The organism is Protofrankia symbiont of Coriaria ruscifolia (assembly GCF_900634745.1).
GTDB classification, from domain to species: domain Bacteria; phylum Actinomycetota; class Actinomycetes; order Frankiales; family Frankiaceae; genus Protofrankia; species Protofrankia californiensis.
Genome location: NZ_CAAAFR010000038.1, coordinates 22,399 through 37,335 on the forward strand (window position 1 = coordinate 22,399; position 14,937 = coordinate 37,335).

General features: G+C 67.8%; 12 protein-coding genes. 5 read left to right on the forward strand and 7 right to left on the reverse strand.

The features are described 5' to 3' along the window. Nucleotides 1-157: 157 nt before the first annotated feature. Entirely contained in the window at nucleotides 158-1,165 is a 1,008-nt protein-coding gene (locus tag CV1CTNOD_RS05485) for a stage II sporulation protein M (RefSeq protein WP_131785083.1), read from the forward strand. Between the two features lie 253 nt (nucleotides 1,166-1,418). Here the strand turns inward: CV1CTNOD_RS05485 and CV1CTNOD_RS05490 are convergent, their stop codons facing one another. The 5 genes from CV1CTNOD_RS05490 to CV1CTNOD_RS05510 all read right to left on the reverse strand — a co-directional run bounded on the left by CV1CTNOD_RS05490 (nucleotide 1,419) and on the right by CV1CTNOD_RS05510 (nucleotide 6,996). After that, nucleotides 1,419-2,714, reverse strand: coding sequence for a DUF58 domain-containing protein (locus CV1CTNOD_RS05490; protein ID WP_131785074.1), 1,296 nt, complete (start codon nucleotides 2,712-2,714; stop codon nucleotides 1,419-1,421). 6 nt (nucleotides 2,715-2,720) lie between these two features. Then, nucleotides 2,721-3,701, reverse strand: a complete 981-nt coding sequence (locus CV1CTNOD_RS05495; RefSeq protein WP_131785084.1) for an AAA family ATPase — start codon at nucleotides 3,699-3,701, stop codon at nucleotides 2,721-2,723. Between the two features lie 170 nt (nucleotides 3,702-3,871). Continuing rightward, nucleotides 3,872-5,224: a DUF4350 domain-containing protein gene (locus CV1CTNOD_RS05500; RefSeq protein WP_242606394.1), complete on the reverse strand. Its 1,353-nt coding sequence runs from the start codon at nucleotides 5,222-5,224 to the stop codon at nucleotides 3,872-3,874. Further along, entirely contained in the window at nucleotides 5,221-5,874 is a 654-nt protein-coding gene (locus tag CV1CTNOD_RS05505) for a DUF4129 domain-containing protein (RefSeq protein WP_165485323.1), read from the reverse strand. Before CV1CTNOD_RS05505 ends, CV1CTNOD_RS05500 begins: the two co-directional genes overlap by 4 nt. Before the next feature lie 33 nt (nucleotides 5,875-5,907). Continuing rightward, entirely contained in the window at nucleotides 5,908-6,996 is a 1,089-nt protein-coding gene (locus tag CV1CTNOD_RS05510) for a proline-rich domain-containing protein (RefSeq protein ID WP_131785076.1), read from the reverse strand. 661 nt (nucleotides 6,997-7,657) lie between these two features. On the opposite strand from CV1CTNOD_RS05510, the gene CV1CTNOD_RS05515 reads away from it, so the two are divergent. The 3 genes from CV1CTNOD_RS05515 (at nucleotide 7,658) to CV1CTNOD_RS05525 (ending at nucleotide 10,118) form a co-directional block, all read left to right on the forward strand. After that, on the forward strand, nucleotides 7,658-8,239 hold the full coding sequence (locus CV1CTNOD_RS05515) for a ComF family protein (protein WP_207386208.1): 582 nt from the start codon (nucleotides 7,658-7,660) through the stop codon (nucleotides 8,237-8,239). A 194-nt stretch (nucleotides 8,240-8,433) separates the two neighbouring features. Further along, on the forward strand, nucleotides 8,434-9,108 hold the full coding sequence (gene hpf, locus CV1CTNOD_RS05520) for a ribosome hibernation-promoting factor, HPF/YfiA family (RefSeq protein ID WP_165485324.1): 675 nt from the start codon (nucleotides 8,434-8,436) through the stop codon (nucleotides 9,106-9,108). Nucleotides 9,109-9,413: 305 nt separating this feature from the next. Continuing rightward, complete coding sequence (locus CV1CTNOD_RS05525; RefSeq protein ID WP_131785077.1) at nucleotides 9,414-10,118, forward strand: response regulator; 705 nt, start codon at nucleotides 9,414-9,416, stop codon at nucleotides 10,116-10,118. A gap of 61 nt (nucleotides 10,119-10,179) precedes the next feature. Here CV1CTNOD_RS05525 and CV1CTNOD_RS05530 read toward each other — a convergent pair whose 3' ends face one another. Continuing rightward, the gene (locus CV1CTNOD_RS05530; RefSeq protein ID WP_131785078.1) at nucleotides 10,180-10,734 is read right to left on the reverse strand and encodes a GNAT family N-acetyltransferase; all 555 of its coding nucleotides are present in this window, start codon (nucleotides 10,732-10,734) and stop codon (nucleotides 10,180-10,182) included. 332 nt (nucleotides 10,735-11,066) lie between these two features. Between CV1CTNOD_RS05530 and secA the strand changes: the two genes are divergently transcribed. Next, nucleotides 11,067-13,988: a preprotein translocase subunit SecA gene (gene secA, locus CV1CTNOD_RS05535; protein WP_131785079.1), complete on the forward strand. Its 2,922-nt coding sequence runs from the start codon at nucleotides 11,067-11,069 to the stop codon at nucleotides 13,986-13,988. A gap of 108 nt (nucleotides 13,989-14,096) precedes the next feature. Here the strand turns inward: secA and CV1CTNOD_RS05540 are convergent. Further along, nucleotides 14,097-14,937, reverse strand: an 841-nt coding sequence (locus tag CV1CTNOD_RS05540) for an Rv3235 family protein (protein ID WP_207386209.1), incomplete at its 5' end; no start/stop codon positions are given.

Below are 14,937 nucleotides of genomic sequence, written 5' to 3' on the forward strand. Positions count from 1 at the left end.
GCCGGAGGCCCCGGGAGGTGTAGCCGGAGGCATGGGGATCCCGCGATCGCCTGAGACATCGGCCTCCCATTATCATCCATTCAGCTGTTTCCGCCCGTCCGACGTGTGCCGGGTAGTGACGTTTGCCGGGTACCGGGTGTGGTGGGAGGCGGTACGAATGGATCTTGATGCGTACGTCGGCCTCCATCGTGCCGAGTGGGCCCGCCTGGAGGATCTCGTCCGGCGCGCGGCGCGGCCCCGCCGGATGTCCGCGGGGGAGCTCGACGAGCTTGTGGAGCTCTACCAGAAGGTTGCGACCCACCTGTCGGTGATCCGCAGCCGCGGTCCGGACCCGGTTCTGGTCGATAGCCTCGCCGGCACGGTCACTCGGGCACGTTCCGTTGTCGTCGGCACGCGGGACCCGAGCTGGCATGTTGTCGGCAGGTACTTCGCCGTCACGTTTCCGGCGGCAGTGTATGCGAGGCGTATGTGGTTCCTGGCTACCTGCGGGGCCTCGCTCGCGGTCGCCGTGGCGCTCGGCCTGTGGGTGGTGCACACCCCGGCCGCCTACAGCGGCCTGCTTCCGCCGGCCGAGGTGCAGCAACTGTGCCGGACCGACTTCGCCCACTACTACTCGGAGAATCCCGCGTCCTCGTTTGCTGCACAGGTATGGACGAACAACGCCTGGGTGGCCGCGTCGGCCATTGCCTTCGGCGCACTGCTGGGCCTGCCGACCCTGGCGGTGCTGCTGTTCAACTCCGTCAACCTGGGGATCGTCGGCGGTTACATGGCTAGCTGTGGCGAGTCGTCGCAGTTCTTCACCCTGATCCTGCCGCACGGAATGCTGGAATTGACCGTCGTCTTCATCGCGGGTGGGGTCGGTCTGCGGCTGGGCTGGTCGATTATCGATCCGGGTCCGCGCCGACGGGTGGAGGCAGCGGCAGCCGAGGGCCGAGCCGCTGTTGTGATCTCGCTCGGGCTGGCGGTTGCGCTGGCGGTCAGCGGCCTGATCGAGGCGTTCGTGACGCCGTCGTCCCTGCCGGTCGGAGTCCGGATCGGTGTCGGCGTGTTCGCCCTGGTGATGTTCGTTGGTTACATCCGGGTCTACGGCAGCCATGCCGTGGCCATGGGCGAGTCCGGCGACCTGGACAAGGAGCTCTCCGCGGACCTCGCACCGACCGCCTAGGATGTCGATCATGTAACTATGCGTGGCCCGGCGAACGGTGGCATGCGTCGATGAGTGCTGGCCACCCGGAAGATTGGCGCGAGTCTGTCGATGCGTACGTTAATATGGCCAAAAAGTGTACACGGCAACAAATTCGCTTAGATCATGGTCTGTGCGGGTGGCTGTGGACGGGATTTGTACTATTTGACCGGCGCTCCAGCGGGCCGAAGGCAGCACAAAAGATCATGGCTGTGCCGTCTTCGGCTTTCGGCTCTCACAGGCCTCCGGTGGACTTGAGCGTCAGGTAGACGTCGGTGACAGCTACCGCGTAGGTCGACGGTGAGGCGTCCACGACCTGCGCACCGCGTTGGCGCAGCAGCCCGGCGAGCTGGCGCCGGCGCAGCAGCGCCTGCCCGGCCGCCGCGGCGGAGTAGACCGCACGCACGTCACCCCGGCCGGCCGCGAGCTCGGTCAGGCGTGGGTCGCTCACCGCCGCGACGACGACGGTGTGCCGGGCGGTCAGCGCCGGCAGCGCCGGCAGCAGACCTTCTTCGATGACCGCGGGCGCGAGCTCGGTGAACAGCACCACCAGGCAGTGCCGCCCGGCGGTACGTAGCACCGACGAGACGATCGCGTGGTGGTCGGCCTCGGCCAGTACGGGTTCCACCAGCGCCATCGCCGCGCTGATGCGGACCACCGGATCCCCTCCGCCCGCCGCCGGCAGGGTGATCCGGGCCGTGGTGTCGTGCGCGAGCAGTCCGATACGGTCCCCGGCGCGGGCGGCCACGGTCGCGAGCAGCAGGGCGGCGTCCATCGCGTGGTCGAGACGAGGGGTGTCACCGATGCGGCCGGCGCTGGTCCGCCCGGTGTCCAGGACGCAGATGACCCGGCGGTCCCGCTCCGGCCGGAACGATCTGACTGCCACCGTGCCGCGCCGCGCGCTGGCCCGCCAGTCGATCATGCGGACGTCGTCACCCGGAACGTAGTCACGGAGGCTGTCGAACTCCGAACCCTGCCCGCCGATACGCAGTGTGACGTTACCCTCGATCTTTTGCAGGCGCGCGAAAGCAGCCGGAATGTGCCGCCGGGACGTGAATGCGGGCAGCACCCGCACCTGGAACGGCGCATGGTGGCGGCCCTGCCGGCCGGCGAGACCCAGCGGCCCCAGCGAACGGACCGTGATGCGGTACGGGTGGCGTTCCCCCCGCCGGGTGGGGTGCAGGACGATCTCGCAGAACCGTCGCTGCCCGGCCGGGACCGTCACGTGAAGGACCCGGGGCTCGGCGCCGGACGACGGCGGCCAGGCGTCGCGGACCAGGGCCCGGATCCTGCGCCGTCCGGTGTTGGTGACGGCGAGGACGAGCGGCACCGGTTCACCCAGCCGCGACCGCGTCGGACCGGAACGGGTGAACGCAAGCGTCCGCACGCTTCCGGCGAGCACGACGTCCGCGACCAGCGCGAGCACGAGCGCGGTGTTGACCAGCACCAGGGTCACCCCCGGGACGGGGGAGAGCAGCACGGCGAACACGCCGGCAAGGGCGAACCCGGCGGCTCGTCCGGTGATTGCCACCGTGCGTCACCGCGGGACGGGCACGGTGGCCAGCACCTGGTTGAGGACGGTGTCCGTGGTGACGCCGTCGGGTACGACCTCGGGCCGCAACGAGATCCGGTGCCGCAGGGTGGGACGGGCCAGCGCCTTGACGTCGTCTGGGGTGGCATATTCCCGCCCGGACAGCCACGCCCAGGCCCGGGTCGTGGCCAGCAGCGCGGTCGCTCCCCTGGGCGACACGCCCAGCTGCACGGAGGGCGCCGCCCGGGTGGCCCGGGCGAGATCGACGATGTAGCCGAGTACCTCCGGACGGACCTGCACGCCGCGGACGCCATCGCGGGCGACGGCGAGCTGTGGCGGTCCGGCGACGGGCCGGATCCCGGCGGCGTCCAGGTCGGACGGGTCGAAACCGGACGCGTGGCGGGCGAGGACCCCGATCTCGTCCTCCCGCGGTGGCAGTGGCACGGTGAGTTTGAGCAGGAACCGGTCGAGCTGCGCCTCGGGGAGCGGATAGGTGCCCTCGTGCTCGATCGGGTTCTGCGTGGCGACGACCGTGAACGGCACCGGCAGCCGGCGTGGCGCCCCCTCAACGCTGACCTGGCGTTCCTCCATCGCCTCCAGCAGCGCGGCCTGGGTCTTCGGAGGCGTCCTGTTGATCTCGTCCGCAAGCAGCAGGTTCGTGAACACCGGCCCTTCCCGGAAGGTGAACAGCGACGTCCGGGCGTCGTAGACGAGCGACCCGGTGACGTCCCCGGGCATCAGGTCGGGGGTGAACTGCAACCGCTTGGTATTGAGGGACAGCGCCGCGGCGAGAGCCCGCACCAGCAGGGTCTTGGCGACTCCCGGGACGCCTTCGAGCAGCACGTGACCGCGGCAGAGCAGCGCTACGACAAGGCCGCTGACGGCGGCGTCCTGACCGACCACGGCCCTGGCCACCTCCTCGCGCAGTGCGATCAGCGCCCGGCGGGCCGTTTCCGGATCACTCGGGATGGTCCGGACGGGCGGCACTTCGGCTCCGGGTACCTGGGCTCCGGGTACCCGGGCTCCGGGACCGGCGTTGACCGGTCCGGCACCCGGCGACACGGCAGTCGATGGCACGGCAGTCGATGGCACGGTGCCAACTGGCCCGGCGGCGAAAGAAGCCGTTGCCCGGGTGTCGTCGGATGTTTCCGGGACACTCATCCTGCTGCCACCTGCCGGTCCAGTGCGTCGAGCTGATCCACCAGCGCCACCAGCGCCTCGTCCGATACCCCTTCTGTCGGGATCATCCCGCCTGTTGTCGGGGTGTCTTGGCTCATCCCGGAACCGTACAGGAGCGACCTGATCTCGACCGGTGACCGCCCTGTGCGGGTGGCGACGGAGGCGACGAGCGCGGTCGGGTCCGGCTCGGGTTGCCCCGCATCACCGGGACGGGTGGGGCGGGCCTGAGCCGGCAGCCCGAGCCGCTCGGTCAGGCGTCCGCGTTCCGCCGCCCGCAGCGTCGCCGCGGCCAGGTCCCGGGCCTGCGCGGCGGCGTAGAGGCGTCCCCGCCCCTCGACGGTCTCGGCCGCGCGTACCACGACCGGAAGCGGTTCGGGCACCGGTGGCCCGAGTCTGCGTGCCCGCCACAGGGCGAGGACGACCACCGCCAGGCCGAGCTGAAGGCAGGCCAGCAGCACCCGGTCGGGAAGCAGGTCGAGCAGGCCTTTGCGGGCCACCGAGTCCGCTCCACCCGGCTGCGGGACCACCCATGACAGGGTGCGATGCCGGTTCAGCAGCCCGATCGCGAGCGCCCCGTTACCCTGCTCGTCCAGGTGGTCGTTGGTCATGAACGCGACGTTGCCGACCAGGACGAACCGTCCGGATCGAGCCGGTGACGGCGGCTGGCCCGGCGCTCGCGGCGCCTGCACGACGACCAGTGTCGAGGCCGACCCCACCGGGTAACAGGCGGTGACCCCGGCCGGGTCCGGCCCGGTGATCTGGAAACCGGACCCGCCGCCGAGCGTGGCCGCCGACGCAGTGGCGGCCTCGGGCAGCTGGCACCGCGGCGTCGGCGTCCCGGATGGGACGCGACCGGCGACGGTGACCGGCAGGCCCAGGGCGCCGACGACCACCGCGTCCGGCTCGAAGAGCACCACGTCGCTGCCCCGGCCGGCCGCATGCACAAGCGTGTCGAGCACCCGCTGGGAGGCTCGCTCCGGGTAGGCCAGCACGATCGTGACGTCGGCGGGATCCGGTGTGCTCACCGCCTCGGTCGGATCGTCCGTCGAGGTGACCTCGACGCCGTGTGCCCGCAGGAGCTGGGCCAAGGCCATGGTCCCGGTCGGGTCGGCCGACCCCGGATCAAGCGGGCGCCCGTTCGATCGTTCGATCATGGCCGACAGCGCCACACAGATGATGATCAGCAGTATCAGGACGGCCGCGACGCGGACGCCGCGGCGTGCTCGCGGGTCGAGCCCCCGGCGCGCGGCGCTCAGCGGCCTGGGGATCTGGGCCGAAGTCAGCGTGCCAGAAGCATGATCGCGCTGCTTTCGGCCAGCCGGGGAGTTCAAGCCGGCACCGTGAACGTGGACGCTGGCCTGCCGCCTGTCCCCGCCCGTGGTCGCAGACCGGTGAGTGCCTCGTCCGCCTGCACGACAGCGCGGTAGGACGCCTCCGACGCCTCCAGTCCTCCATACCAGATCTCGCTGAATATGACCACTGCCGCCGCAAGGGCGGGGGTCGTAGCGGGGGCGATCCGGCCGACCTCGGTGACAAGCTCACCGGCGGTACACCCCGGACGGGGCTCCAGCACTCCTGTCTCCTCCAGCATCCGCACGACGGCTCGCAACCGTGACCGCACCGCTTCGGCGAACGCACCGGCACGGGCTGCGGCGTCGGCCTCGGCCCGCAGCGCCGCAGCCGACAGCGGACTGCTCAGGTCGAGGTCGACCGGTGCTGTCCGGGCCTGCCGCCGGACCGGGCCGAGACGCAGCCACACTGCCACGGCGGCCACGGCGGCCACGATGACGACGGCTGCGATCCCGAGACCCCCACCCGACGATTGGGTGGCGCTGGCCCACAGGTCGGTGAGTTGCTCGCTGAGCCAGCTCACCACACGTTCGGGCCAGCTCGGCTCAGCCTGGTGATAGATCGTCCTGGACAGCTCGCGGCGGGCTTCCTCCGCCGCTCCGTCGCGGGTTACCGCAGGCCCGATCACCACTGTTTACCGACAGCCCTGTTGCTCGTAGTCCCGTTACCGGTAGCCCTGGTTGGTCGCGGCACGACGGTCCCGCGCTGCCTGGGCGAGTGTCATGTCGAGCCCTTCCAACCGGATACGGCGGTCGATGTAGAGCAGCACGACCACCCCCGCCATGATCGGCATGATCGCGATACTGATAATGATGTCCACTATCGCGGTGAACACAAGACCCGTTCCGGTCAGGTCGCCGGTGACCGGATCGGTCATGGAGTCGCCGCCGGCGGCGAAGGCCACCCCGATCACGACGGTGAGAACGGACACCACGACGGTGACGATTATGCCCGTGAGCAGCAGGATTCCGAAGGTTCGCCACCATGCGCCCCGAACCAGGGTCCACGAGCGTCGCATGGCTGTGTTGATCGTTCCGCCTTCGAGGACGAACGCAGGGGTTGACAGAACCAGTGCGACCCCCACGAAGACGGCACCGATGAGCAGCCCGATGAGCCCGAGCAAGGTCAGCAGCGTCACTACGATCGACAGGCCGGCGAGGCCTGCGAGGCGGGGCCGGACGCGTTGCAGTACCTCTCCGATCTTTACTTTGCTACCCAGCGTCAACTCGCTGACCGCGATGCTGAGCGCTCCCGTCAGTGCGATGGCGACGACAAAGTTGATGATCACGTTCACGACGCCGCAGAGGACCGCGACGCCGGAGGAGCCGCGCTGACCGATGGCCGTCAGGATGATTGTGATGATCTGCGCCACTGTGGTGGCGCCGAGAGTCAGGCCGATCGTCGCTCCGGGGCTGCGCCGCAGGGCGGAAAAGACGCCGTCGAGTATCTCGCCCACGGCGAGCGGCCGCAGCGGGATGATTCCCGGTTTCTCGGCCTGCGGCAGCGGCCCCCACTGGCTGGGTCCTCCCGCTTGTGGTTGTCCCCAGCCGGGGGGCGGTGGCTGCCAGCCGGACGGTGGCGGGTTCCATCCGGGTGGCTGGTTCCAGCCGCCAGACGGTGGTGGCTGCTGGTTCCACCCGGAGGGCGGCTGTGGTTGCCCCCAGCTGGGGGGTGATGGTGGCTGCTGCTGGCCGTCTGCGGGATTCGGTCCGCCGGGTGGCTGGGGCCCACTCCAGCCAGGTCCACCGGTCATGTCGGTCTCCTCACGTTTTCAGGCCTTCGGTAGTCCGAGGGGAGGCGGCCGCGCCGATGTCCCCTCGCGATGTCCTGGGCCGGCTCACTCGCACTACCGTGACCGACTCGTGGTCCGGGTGGATCCGCTCTGCCAATGATCGGCCTGACCTTCCACGCATTTGTGGACGCCTGCAGACCCGGCGGGTGCGATCGTGCCAGATCTACGATGTTGCGTGTCGGGCAGCCGGGAAAGTCCGGCAGCGGTCTCTATAAGTATCCATATGGTTTCTTTCCGTGTCGACGGGAAGGTCGTGTGATCGGATCCCGTACATCGTGGATGCCCGGGCAGGCGTCGTCCACAGGAGGGTTTTCCACAGGATTCACCAGGTGTTGGCCAGGCCGAGGTCGATGGGGTGACCATGCGACACATGCCCAATACATATATAGCTGCCGCGTTCGAGGTTCTTCTGGACCTTCTCCTGCCGCGAACCTGTGCCGGCTGCGGCCGTTCGGGTTCAGCGGTCTGCGCGGTTTGTTCGGCTGCGGTCGATCGTCGGGCATTCCTCGCCGCTCCGGGACAAATGGCCACCCCGGGGCGGCGGGGGCCGCCGTGCTTCGCGGGTGCCGTTTACGACGGTTCGTGTCGCCAGATCCTGTTGGCCTTCAAGGAAAGAGGCCGGTTGGACGCTGCCGGCCCGCTTGTGTTGGCACTTGCCCGCGCGGTGGCCGCGGCCAGGGTCATGTCGGCACACAACGGTCCGGTCGTTCTCGTGCCGGTGCCCTCGACCCGGGCCGCGGTGCGCCGGCGCGGGTTCGACCACGTGCGCCGGCTCGCAGACGGCGCTACCCGGGTGCTGTGTCGGGCCGGCGTGCCGACGCGGGTGGTTCCGATGCTGCGGTCTGCCAGGCCGGTGGCGGATCAGGCGGGTTTGACCGCCACGGATCGTGTGACCAACCTCGACGGTGCGTTCGTCCTGCGTCATGGCCTGGAGGGCCAAAGACGGCGCGATCATGCTGCTTTCGTGTCCGGGGTTCCTGGCGGGCGGGACGGCTGTGGGGTGCCCGAGCCGTTGTTCGTCGTCATCGACGACGTCGTGACAACGGGCGCGACGCTGTCCGAGGCCACGCGGGTGTTGCGCGCCGGTGCGGTACCGGTATCGGTAGTGGCGGTCTCCGCCGCTACGTTGGCCCGTCGACGCCCTACTCGAGATGACCGGCCCCAAGGTGTCCGTTTGCCTGCGACCGGGGTACCGGAGGGATAAAACTGTCGTCACCCGTACCGGCACCGCGGGAACTGACAAGCGAGGCGAGGGCCTGGGTGTCCGGGGTCCGAGCGGAAGGAACGAGGCAGCAGATAAGCCCTGACGCACGGCACGACACCGGAAGGTGGGATCTGGCCAGATCCGTCCGGATTGCCCGGTCATCACAACTTCCGGTCAACAGAAAGGTGAAACGAGTGGACATCGTGGTCAAGGGAAGGCACACCGCGGTTCCCGAAAGGTTCCGTGAGCATGCCGAAGCCAAGATTGCGAAGCTTGAGAGGTTCGATCACAAGGCGTTCCGGGTGGATGCGGAGCTCTCTCGTGAACACAATCCGCGCATGGCGGATGTCCGTGAGCGTGTCGAGCTGACCGTGTTCTCGCGGGGGCCGGTCATCCGTGCGGAGGCCGCCGCGGCCGATCCCTACGCGGCGCTCGATCTGGCCGCGGCGAAGCTCGCAGAACGACTACGGCGTGCCGCCGACAGGCGGATCCGTCATAACGGTGCGGGTCGTGCTTCGCTGGCACAGTCGTCACAATCCGTGGTTGCTCCGCAGGTGGATCTGCCGGGCGAGCGTGCGGACGCCGGCGCTGCCGATGCTTCGGCAGCTGCCAGTGGCGACGCGGATTACGGTGTTCCGGACTCGTCACCCTTTGTCGTCCGTGAGAAGATCCATCGAGCCACCCCGATGACTCTCGACGACGCGTTGTCCAATATGGAGCTCGTGGGCCATGACTTCTACCTCTTCTGTGACGTGCGTACGGGTTTGCCGAGTGTCGTCTACCGGCGGTGTGGCTACGACTACGGGCTGATCCGGCTTGAGGCGGATGAGGGTCAGGATCCCGACGAGGGTTCCGTGGTTCACGTCTGAGGGCCAAAGGCGGCGCGATGATGTTTCTTTCGCGCCGCCGGAGGCGTCTGGTACGGGTCACTGAGGGCCAAAGATGGCGCGATCATGCTTTTTCGCGCTGCCGGAAGTCCTGTCCGGGTCACTGACGGGAAGATCCGAAGGACTGCTACGGCCAAGAGCGTGACGTGGTCGTAACGGTGTAAAGGCATGCAGGTCTAGTTGACGTGGGACCATCTGCCGTGGACGTCTTCAGTTGCCGGTCGGTCAGCCTGTGTACCAGCACGGGCTGACCGACCGGCAGTCCGTCGCGACGCGAGGGAGGTCATATGACGGGGGATGGGCGCCAGCCCGGGGAGGAACCGTCGTCACCGGATCCCATCCGGGTGCTCATCGTTGACGATCATGCTCTGTTCCGGCGTGGCCTGCAGATGGTCCTTGAGCAGGAGAAGGACATCGAGGTGGTCGGTGAGGCGCCGGACGGTTCCGAAGCCGTCACGATGGCGGTTGACACCGCGCCCGACATCGTCCTTATGGATGTCCGGATGCCGCGTCGCGGCGGGATCGACGCGACCAGTGCGATCAAGCAGGCGGTACCCAGCGCAAAGATCGTGATGCTGACCATCAGTGACGAAGAGGGTGACCTCTACGACGCGATCAAGGCGGGTGCCATGGGGTACCTGCTCAAGGAGATCTCGATCGACGAGGTTGCCGCGGCCATCCGCGCCGTGCACGGGGGGCAGAGCCTGATCAGCCCGTCGATGGCCTCGAAGCTCCTCACCGAGTTCGCACTGATGATCAAAAAGGCGGACAGTCGGCCGCAGCTACCCACTCCCAGGCTCACCGATCGCGAGATGGAGGTTCTGCGGCTCGTCGCCAAGGGGCTCAACAACCGCGACATCGCCAAGCAGTTGTTCATCAGTGAGAACACGGTCAAGAATCATATCCGTAACATATTGGAGAAGCTTCAGTTGCATTCCCGGATGGAAGCGGTGGTCTACGCGGTCAGGGAGAAGCTGCTGGAAATCACCTGAGTTCTCGGGTGGTTCTCCGCCCAAAACCCAAAATATGTCAGATCGGGACATGTCGTGCTTCTCATGGTGGTGGCGGGTCGTCTCGCAGCAGGGACCCGATCCAGCAGTCGACCCGGACACCGCGTAGGACGAGGCCCCGGCGCAAGGTGCCCTCGATGGTGAACCCGTTCTTCTCCACCACCCGGCGTGAGGCCCAGTTGCCCACACCGGCTGTCCATTCCAGCCGCTCGACACCCAGGGTCTGAAACGCCCAGCGCCCCAACACGCCGACTGCCTGGCTGACGACACCCTGGCCACGCGCGCCCGGCGCGCACCAGTAACCCACTGTGGCCAGGCCATCGTCAGTCACCTCCACCAGGCTCACGGAGGCCAGCACCGACCCGGACGTGGCGTCCAGCACGGCGAACGGGGCGCCCCGGCCTTCTTCCCATTTTCGGGGCGCGAACTCGGTGACGTAGGCCTCGGCGTCCCGTCGGGTGTAGGGCGAGGGAATCCTCGTCCACCGCTGGATGTCCGGGTCCTGACAGGCGGCATGAACGTCGTCGATGTCGGCGGGGGTCCACGGGCGGAGGTGGATCCTTCCCGCCGTAATCTCCACTGGGTCGAACTTCGGCATGCCGGTCAGGATCGCCTACGGATCCGCGGGACACGCCGGGGGGCTGGGCACTGGCCGCGGTCCCCGTACGTTCTGAGGAGTGGACCCCGGGTCGAGCCGGGCAAGGATCTACAGGCAGCCGAGGTCCCGGCGGCACGATCCCGCGCAGCCTCCCGGCGCAGAAAGAGTATGATCGATTCTCTTTCGGCGGGCGAGGTTGCACGGCGGGTTGTCCGACCTGCCGCACGGGGTGTCCGACTCGCTGTGCGGGGAGGATCGATCAGCACCGGGGGTCTAGCCTAGTGTCGTTGTGTAGGTGACCCAGCCGACAAGCCGCCCGAGGAGTTTTACCCGTGGTACTCGAGAAGATCCTCCGTGCCGGCGAGGGTCGTATTCTGCGCAAGCTCAAGGCCATCACCGAGCAGGTGAACCTCCTTGAGGATGACTTCGTGGGGCTCACCGACGCCGAGCTGCGCTCGATGACCGACGAGTTCCGGCAGCGGATCGACGACGGAGAAACCCTCGACGAGCTTCTCCCCGAAGCATTCGCGGCCGTACGTGAAGCGGCCCGGCGGACCCTGGGGCAGCGGCACTTCGACGTCCAGATCATGGGTGGTGCGGCCCTGCACCTGGGCAACATAGCCGAGATGAAGACCGGTGAGGGCAAGACTCTCGTCTCCACGCTTCCGGCCTACCTGAACGCGTTGTCCCGCAAGGGCGTGCACGTTATCACCGTCAACGACTACCTGGCGCAGCGTGACGCGGAGAACATGGGCCGGGTGCACCGCTTTCTCGGGCTCACGGTCGGTGTGATTCATCCCCAGATGCCACCGGCGGTCCGCCGCCAGCAGTACGAGGCCGACATCACCTACGGCACCAACAACGAGTTCGGCTTCGACTACCTGCGGGACAACATGTCCTGGAGCGGTGAGGAGCTTGTGCAGCGCGGGCACAACTTCGCCGTCGTCGACGAGGTCGACTCGATTCTGATCGACGAGGCCAGGACGCCGCTGATTATCAGCGGACCGGCGGATAATCCGACCCGCTGGTACACCGAGTTCGCCCGTATCGCCCCGACACTGGTGAAAGACGTCGACTACGAGGTGGAAGAGGGCAAGCGGACGGTGGCCATCACCGAGAGCGGGGTGGCGAAGGTGGAGGACCAACTCGGTATCGACAATCTCTACGAATCGGTGAACACCCCGCTGGTCGGCTATCTCAACAACGCATTGAAGGCAAAGGAGCTCTACCGCGGGGACAAGGACTACATTGTCACGGACGGCGAGGTTCTCATCGTCGACGAGTTCACCGGTCGCGTGCTGCACGGTCGACGTTACAGCGAAGGCATGCACCAGGCGATCGAGGCCAAGGAAAAGGTCGAGATCAAGCAGGAGAACCAGACCCTGGCCACGATCACGCTGCAGAACTACTTCCGCCTCTACGACAAACTGTCCGGGATGACCGGGACCGCGATGACGGAAGCGGCGGAGTTCCACCAGATCTACACACTCGGTGTCGTGCCGATTCCCACGAACAAGGCGATGATCCGGGCCGACCAGCCCGATGTCGTGTACAAGACCGAGGTCGCCAAGTTCAGCGCGGTCGTCGACGACATCGCCGAGCGCAACGAGAACGGCCAGCCGGTACTTGTCGGCACGACCAGCGTGGCGAAGTCGGAATACCTGTCCAAGGAGCTGACCAAGCGCGGTGTGAAGCACGAGGTGCTCAACGCCAAGCAGCACGAGCGCGAGGCCGTGATCATTGCCGAGGCGGGGCGTAAGGGCGCCGTGACCGTCGCCACCAACATGGCTGGGCGTGGTACTGACATCATGCTCGGCGGCAACCCCGAGTTTCTCGCCCAGGCGGAACTGCGGCAGCGTGGCCTGAGCCCGATCGACACCCCGGAGGACTACGAGGCGGCCTGGCCGGAGGCGCTGGAGAAGGCTCGCGCGTCGGTCGGTGCCGAGCACGAGGAGGTCTTGGAGCTCGGCGGGTTGTACGTCCTGGGTACGGAACGCCACGAGTCCCGCCGTATCGACAACCAGCTGCGTGGACGAGCCGGCCGCCAGGGCGACCGCGGGGAGTCCCGGTTCTACCTGTCGCTGGGCGACGACCTCATGCGGTTGTTCAACGCCGCGGCCGTCGAGGGCATCATGGACCGGCTCAACATTCCCGAGGACGTGCCGATCGAATCGAAGATCGTCACCCGTGCGATTCGTTCCGCGCAGACACAGGTCGAAGGCCAGAACTTCGAGATACGCAAGAACGTCCTGAAGTACGACGAGGTGATGAACAAGCAGCGCACCGTTATCTACGAGGAGCGCCGGAAGGTTCTCGAAGGGGCCGACCTGCACGAACAGGTCCGTCATTTCATCGACGACACGGTGGAGGCGTACGTTCGCGGCGCGACGGCGGAAGGATATCCCGAGGAATGGGATCTCGACACACTCTGGTCCGGTCTGGGCGAGCTGTACCAGATCGGCGTGGAGGTTCCGTTGCCGGACGAGCGTGAGGGGCTGACGGCTGAAACCCTGATCGAGGACCTGCAGAGCGACGCGTACGACGCGTATGACCGGCGTGAGGACACGCTGGGCGTGGGTCCGGACGGTAATCCGCTCATGCGGGAACTGGAGCGCCGGGTCGTGCTCGCGGTTCTCGACCGGAAGTGGCGCGAGCACCTGTACGAAATGGACTACCTGCAGGAAGGAATCGGTCTGCGGGCAATGGGGCAGCGTGACCCGCTGGTCGAGTACCAGCGTGAGGGCTACGACATGTTCCAGACCATGATGGAAGGTATCAAGGAAGAGTCGGTCAGGCTGCTGTTCAACGCCGAGGTGCAGGTTCCGGCCGCGGATTCCGCGGATTCCGCGGTTCCCGAGGCCGGCAGCCCGTCGGCCGCCCCGACGATCACCCCTGTGGATGGCGCGGCGCAGGCAGCAGGTGGGACCGGTCGTCCTGCGGCTGTTCAGGAGGTGACCGCCGCTGCCGCGAACACCGTGGGTGGTCAGCCGACGTCCGCTCCGCCGCCAGTGTTCGTCAAGGGTCTGGAGCCGCGCCGTCCCACCGATGATCTTCGCTACACGGCGCCGTCGGCGGACGGTGGATCCGAGTCGGTGACAACCCGGGCCTCCGGGAGTGTGATCGGGGAGCGCGGTGTGGAGTCGTCGGCCACCGCCGGTAGTGGCCGTCCGGCCCGTAACGCGCCCTGCCCGTGTGGCTCCGGGCGCAAATACAAGCGTTGCCACGGAGACCCCGCGCATCGCAGCACCATCTGACGTCCTGAGCTACACCCCGCCTGACGGCTCTGGGTAACGCCCGACGACTTTAGGTAACGTCGTCCGATGTCGATCGGTGGGATCTCAGGCGCTTGCCAATCGGCCGGGTCAGGCGCGCCTGGACGGAGCAGCACCCGTCCGGGCTGCCCCTGCTGTCCCTGAACTGCGCCGAAGGGCGTCGGTCTGCAGCGCCGTGACCCGCCAGCGACTGCCGGAGGTCTCCATACGGAGGGCAAGAGCGGACACCCGCTCGCCCCGGGTGATCACCGCGGCAACCTCGGCGATCCCTTCGCGAGGCTCGCACACCCGCAGGCAGCGAAGGGTGTGGCGCCGATGCCGGACGTTGTCGGCGACGAGTCGTTCGAGGTCCGCCTGCACCTGCGGAGAAGTCCAGGCGGCAAGGTGCGCGACGGGCCGGATCCCGGTCACGGCCTCGACAATGGCCCGGACGACGACAGTGGCCGCGGCGCGGGCCGAGGGGATCGTCCGGCTGCCGGGGGCATCGGTGCGCCCAGGGCCTGGTAGGGCTTGTACCAGCGACTCGGGGACGTGAGCCTCCCGGACCTCCCGGATCGGTAGCGCCGACCCGGCGGGAACCCCGGATCCAGCAGGAAGCCCACGCGCGAAAAGAACATGATCGCACTGCTTTTGGCTCTCTGCTGTGCTCCTGGCCGTGTGTTGCCGCTGATCGCCGTGGTCGGTGTGGGGCAGCGCGAGGACGACCGGGGCTGCTGCTCCGATAACCGGGGCGGCCGTTGCCGCGGGCCCGGCTGGTGGGCGTGTGACCCAGGTCCCGGCTTGCGGGTCGTCATCGTACGGCGGATCGGTGGGGGTGATCGGTATTTGGTAGAAGCGTCGTGTACGGGTGGAGCCTGCGCGTGCGGGGTCCGCCGCGGTGATCGCAGTAGTCACGGCGTTCTTCTCCGGATGGGGGAGGGGGGCGGGGTCA

What these genes read in the sequence shown, in the direction of transcription:
- CV1CTNOD_RS05530 (WP_131785078.1), bottom strand. Translation starts at nt 10,734, where the DNA reads ATGCCGAAGTTCGACCCAGTGGAGATTACGGCGGGAAGGATCCACCTC.
- CV1CTNOD_RS05485 (WP_131785083.1), top strand. Translation starts at nt 158, where the DNA reads ATGGATCTTGATGCGTACGTCGGCCTCCATCGTGCCGAGTGGGCCCGC.
- CV1CTNOD_RS05510 (WP_131785076.1), bottom strand. Translation starts at nt 6,996, where the DNA reads ATGACCGGTGGACCTGGCTGGAGTGGGCCCCAGCCACCCGGCGGACCG.
- CV1CTNOD_RS05525 (WP_131785077.1), top strand. Translation starts at nt 9,414, where the DNA reads ATGACGGGGGATGGGCGCCAGCCCGGGGAGGAACCGTCGTCACCGGAT.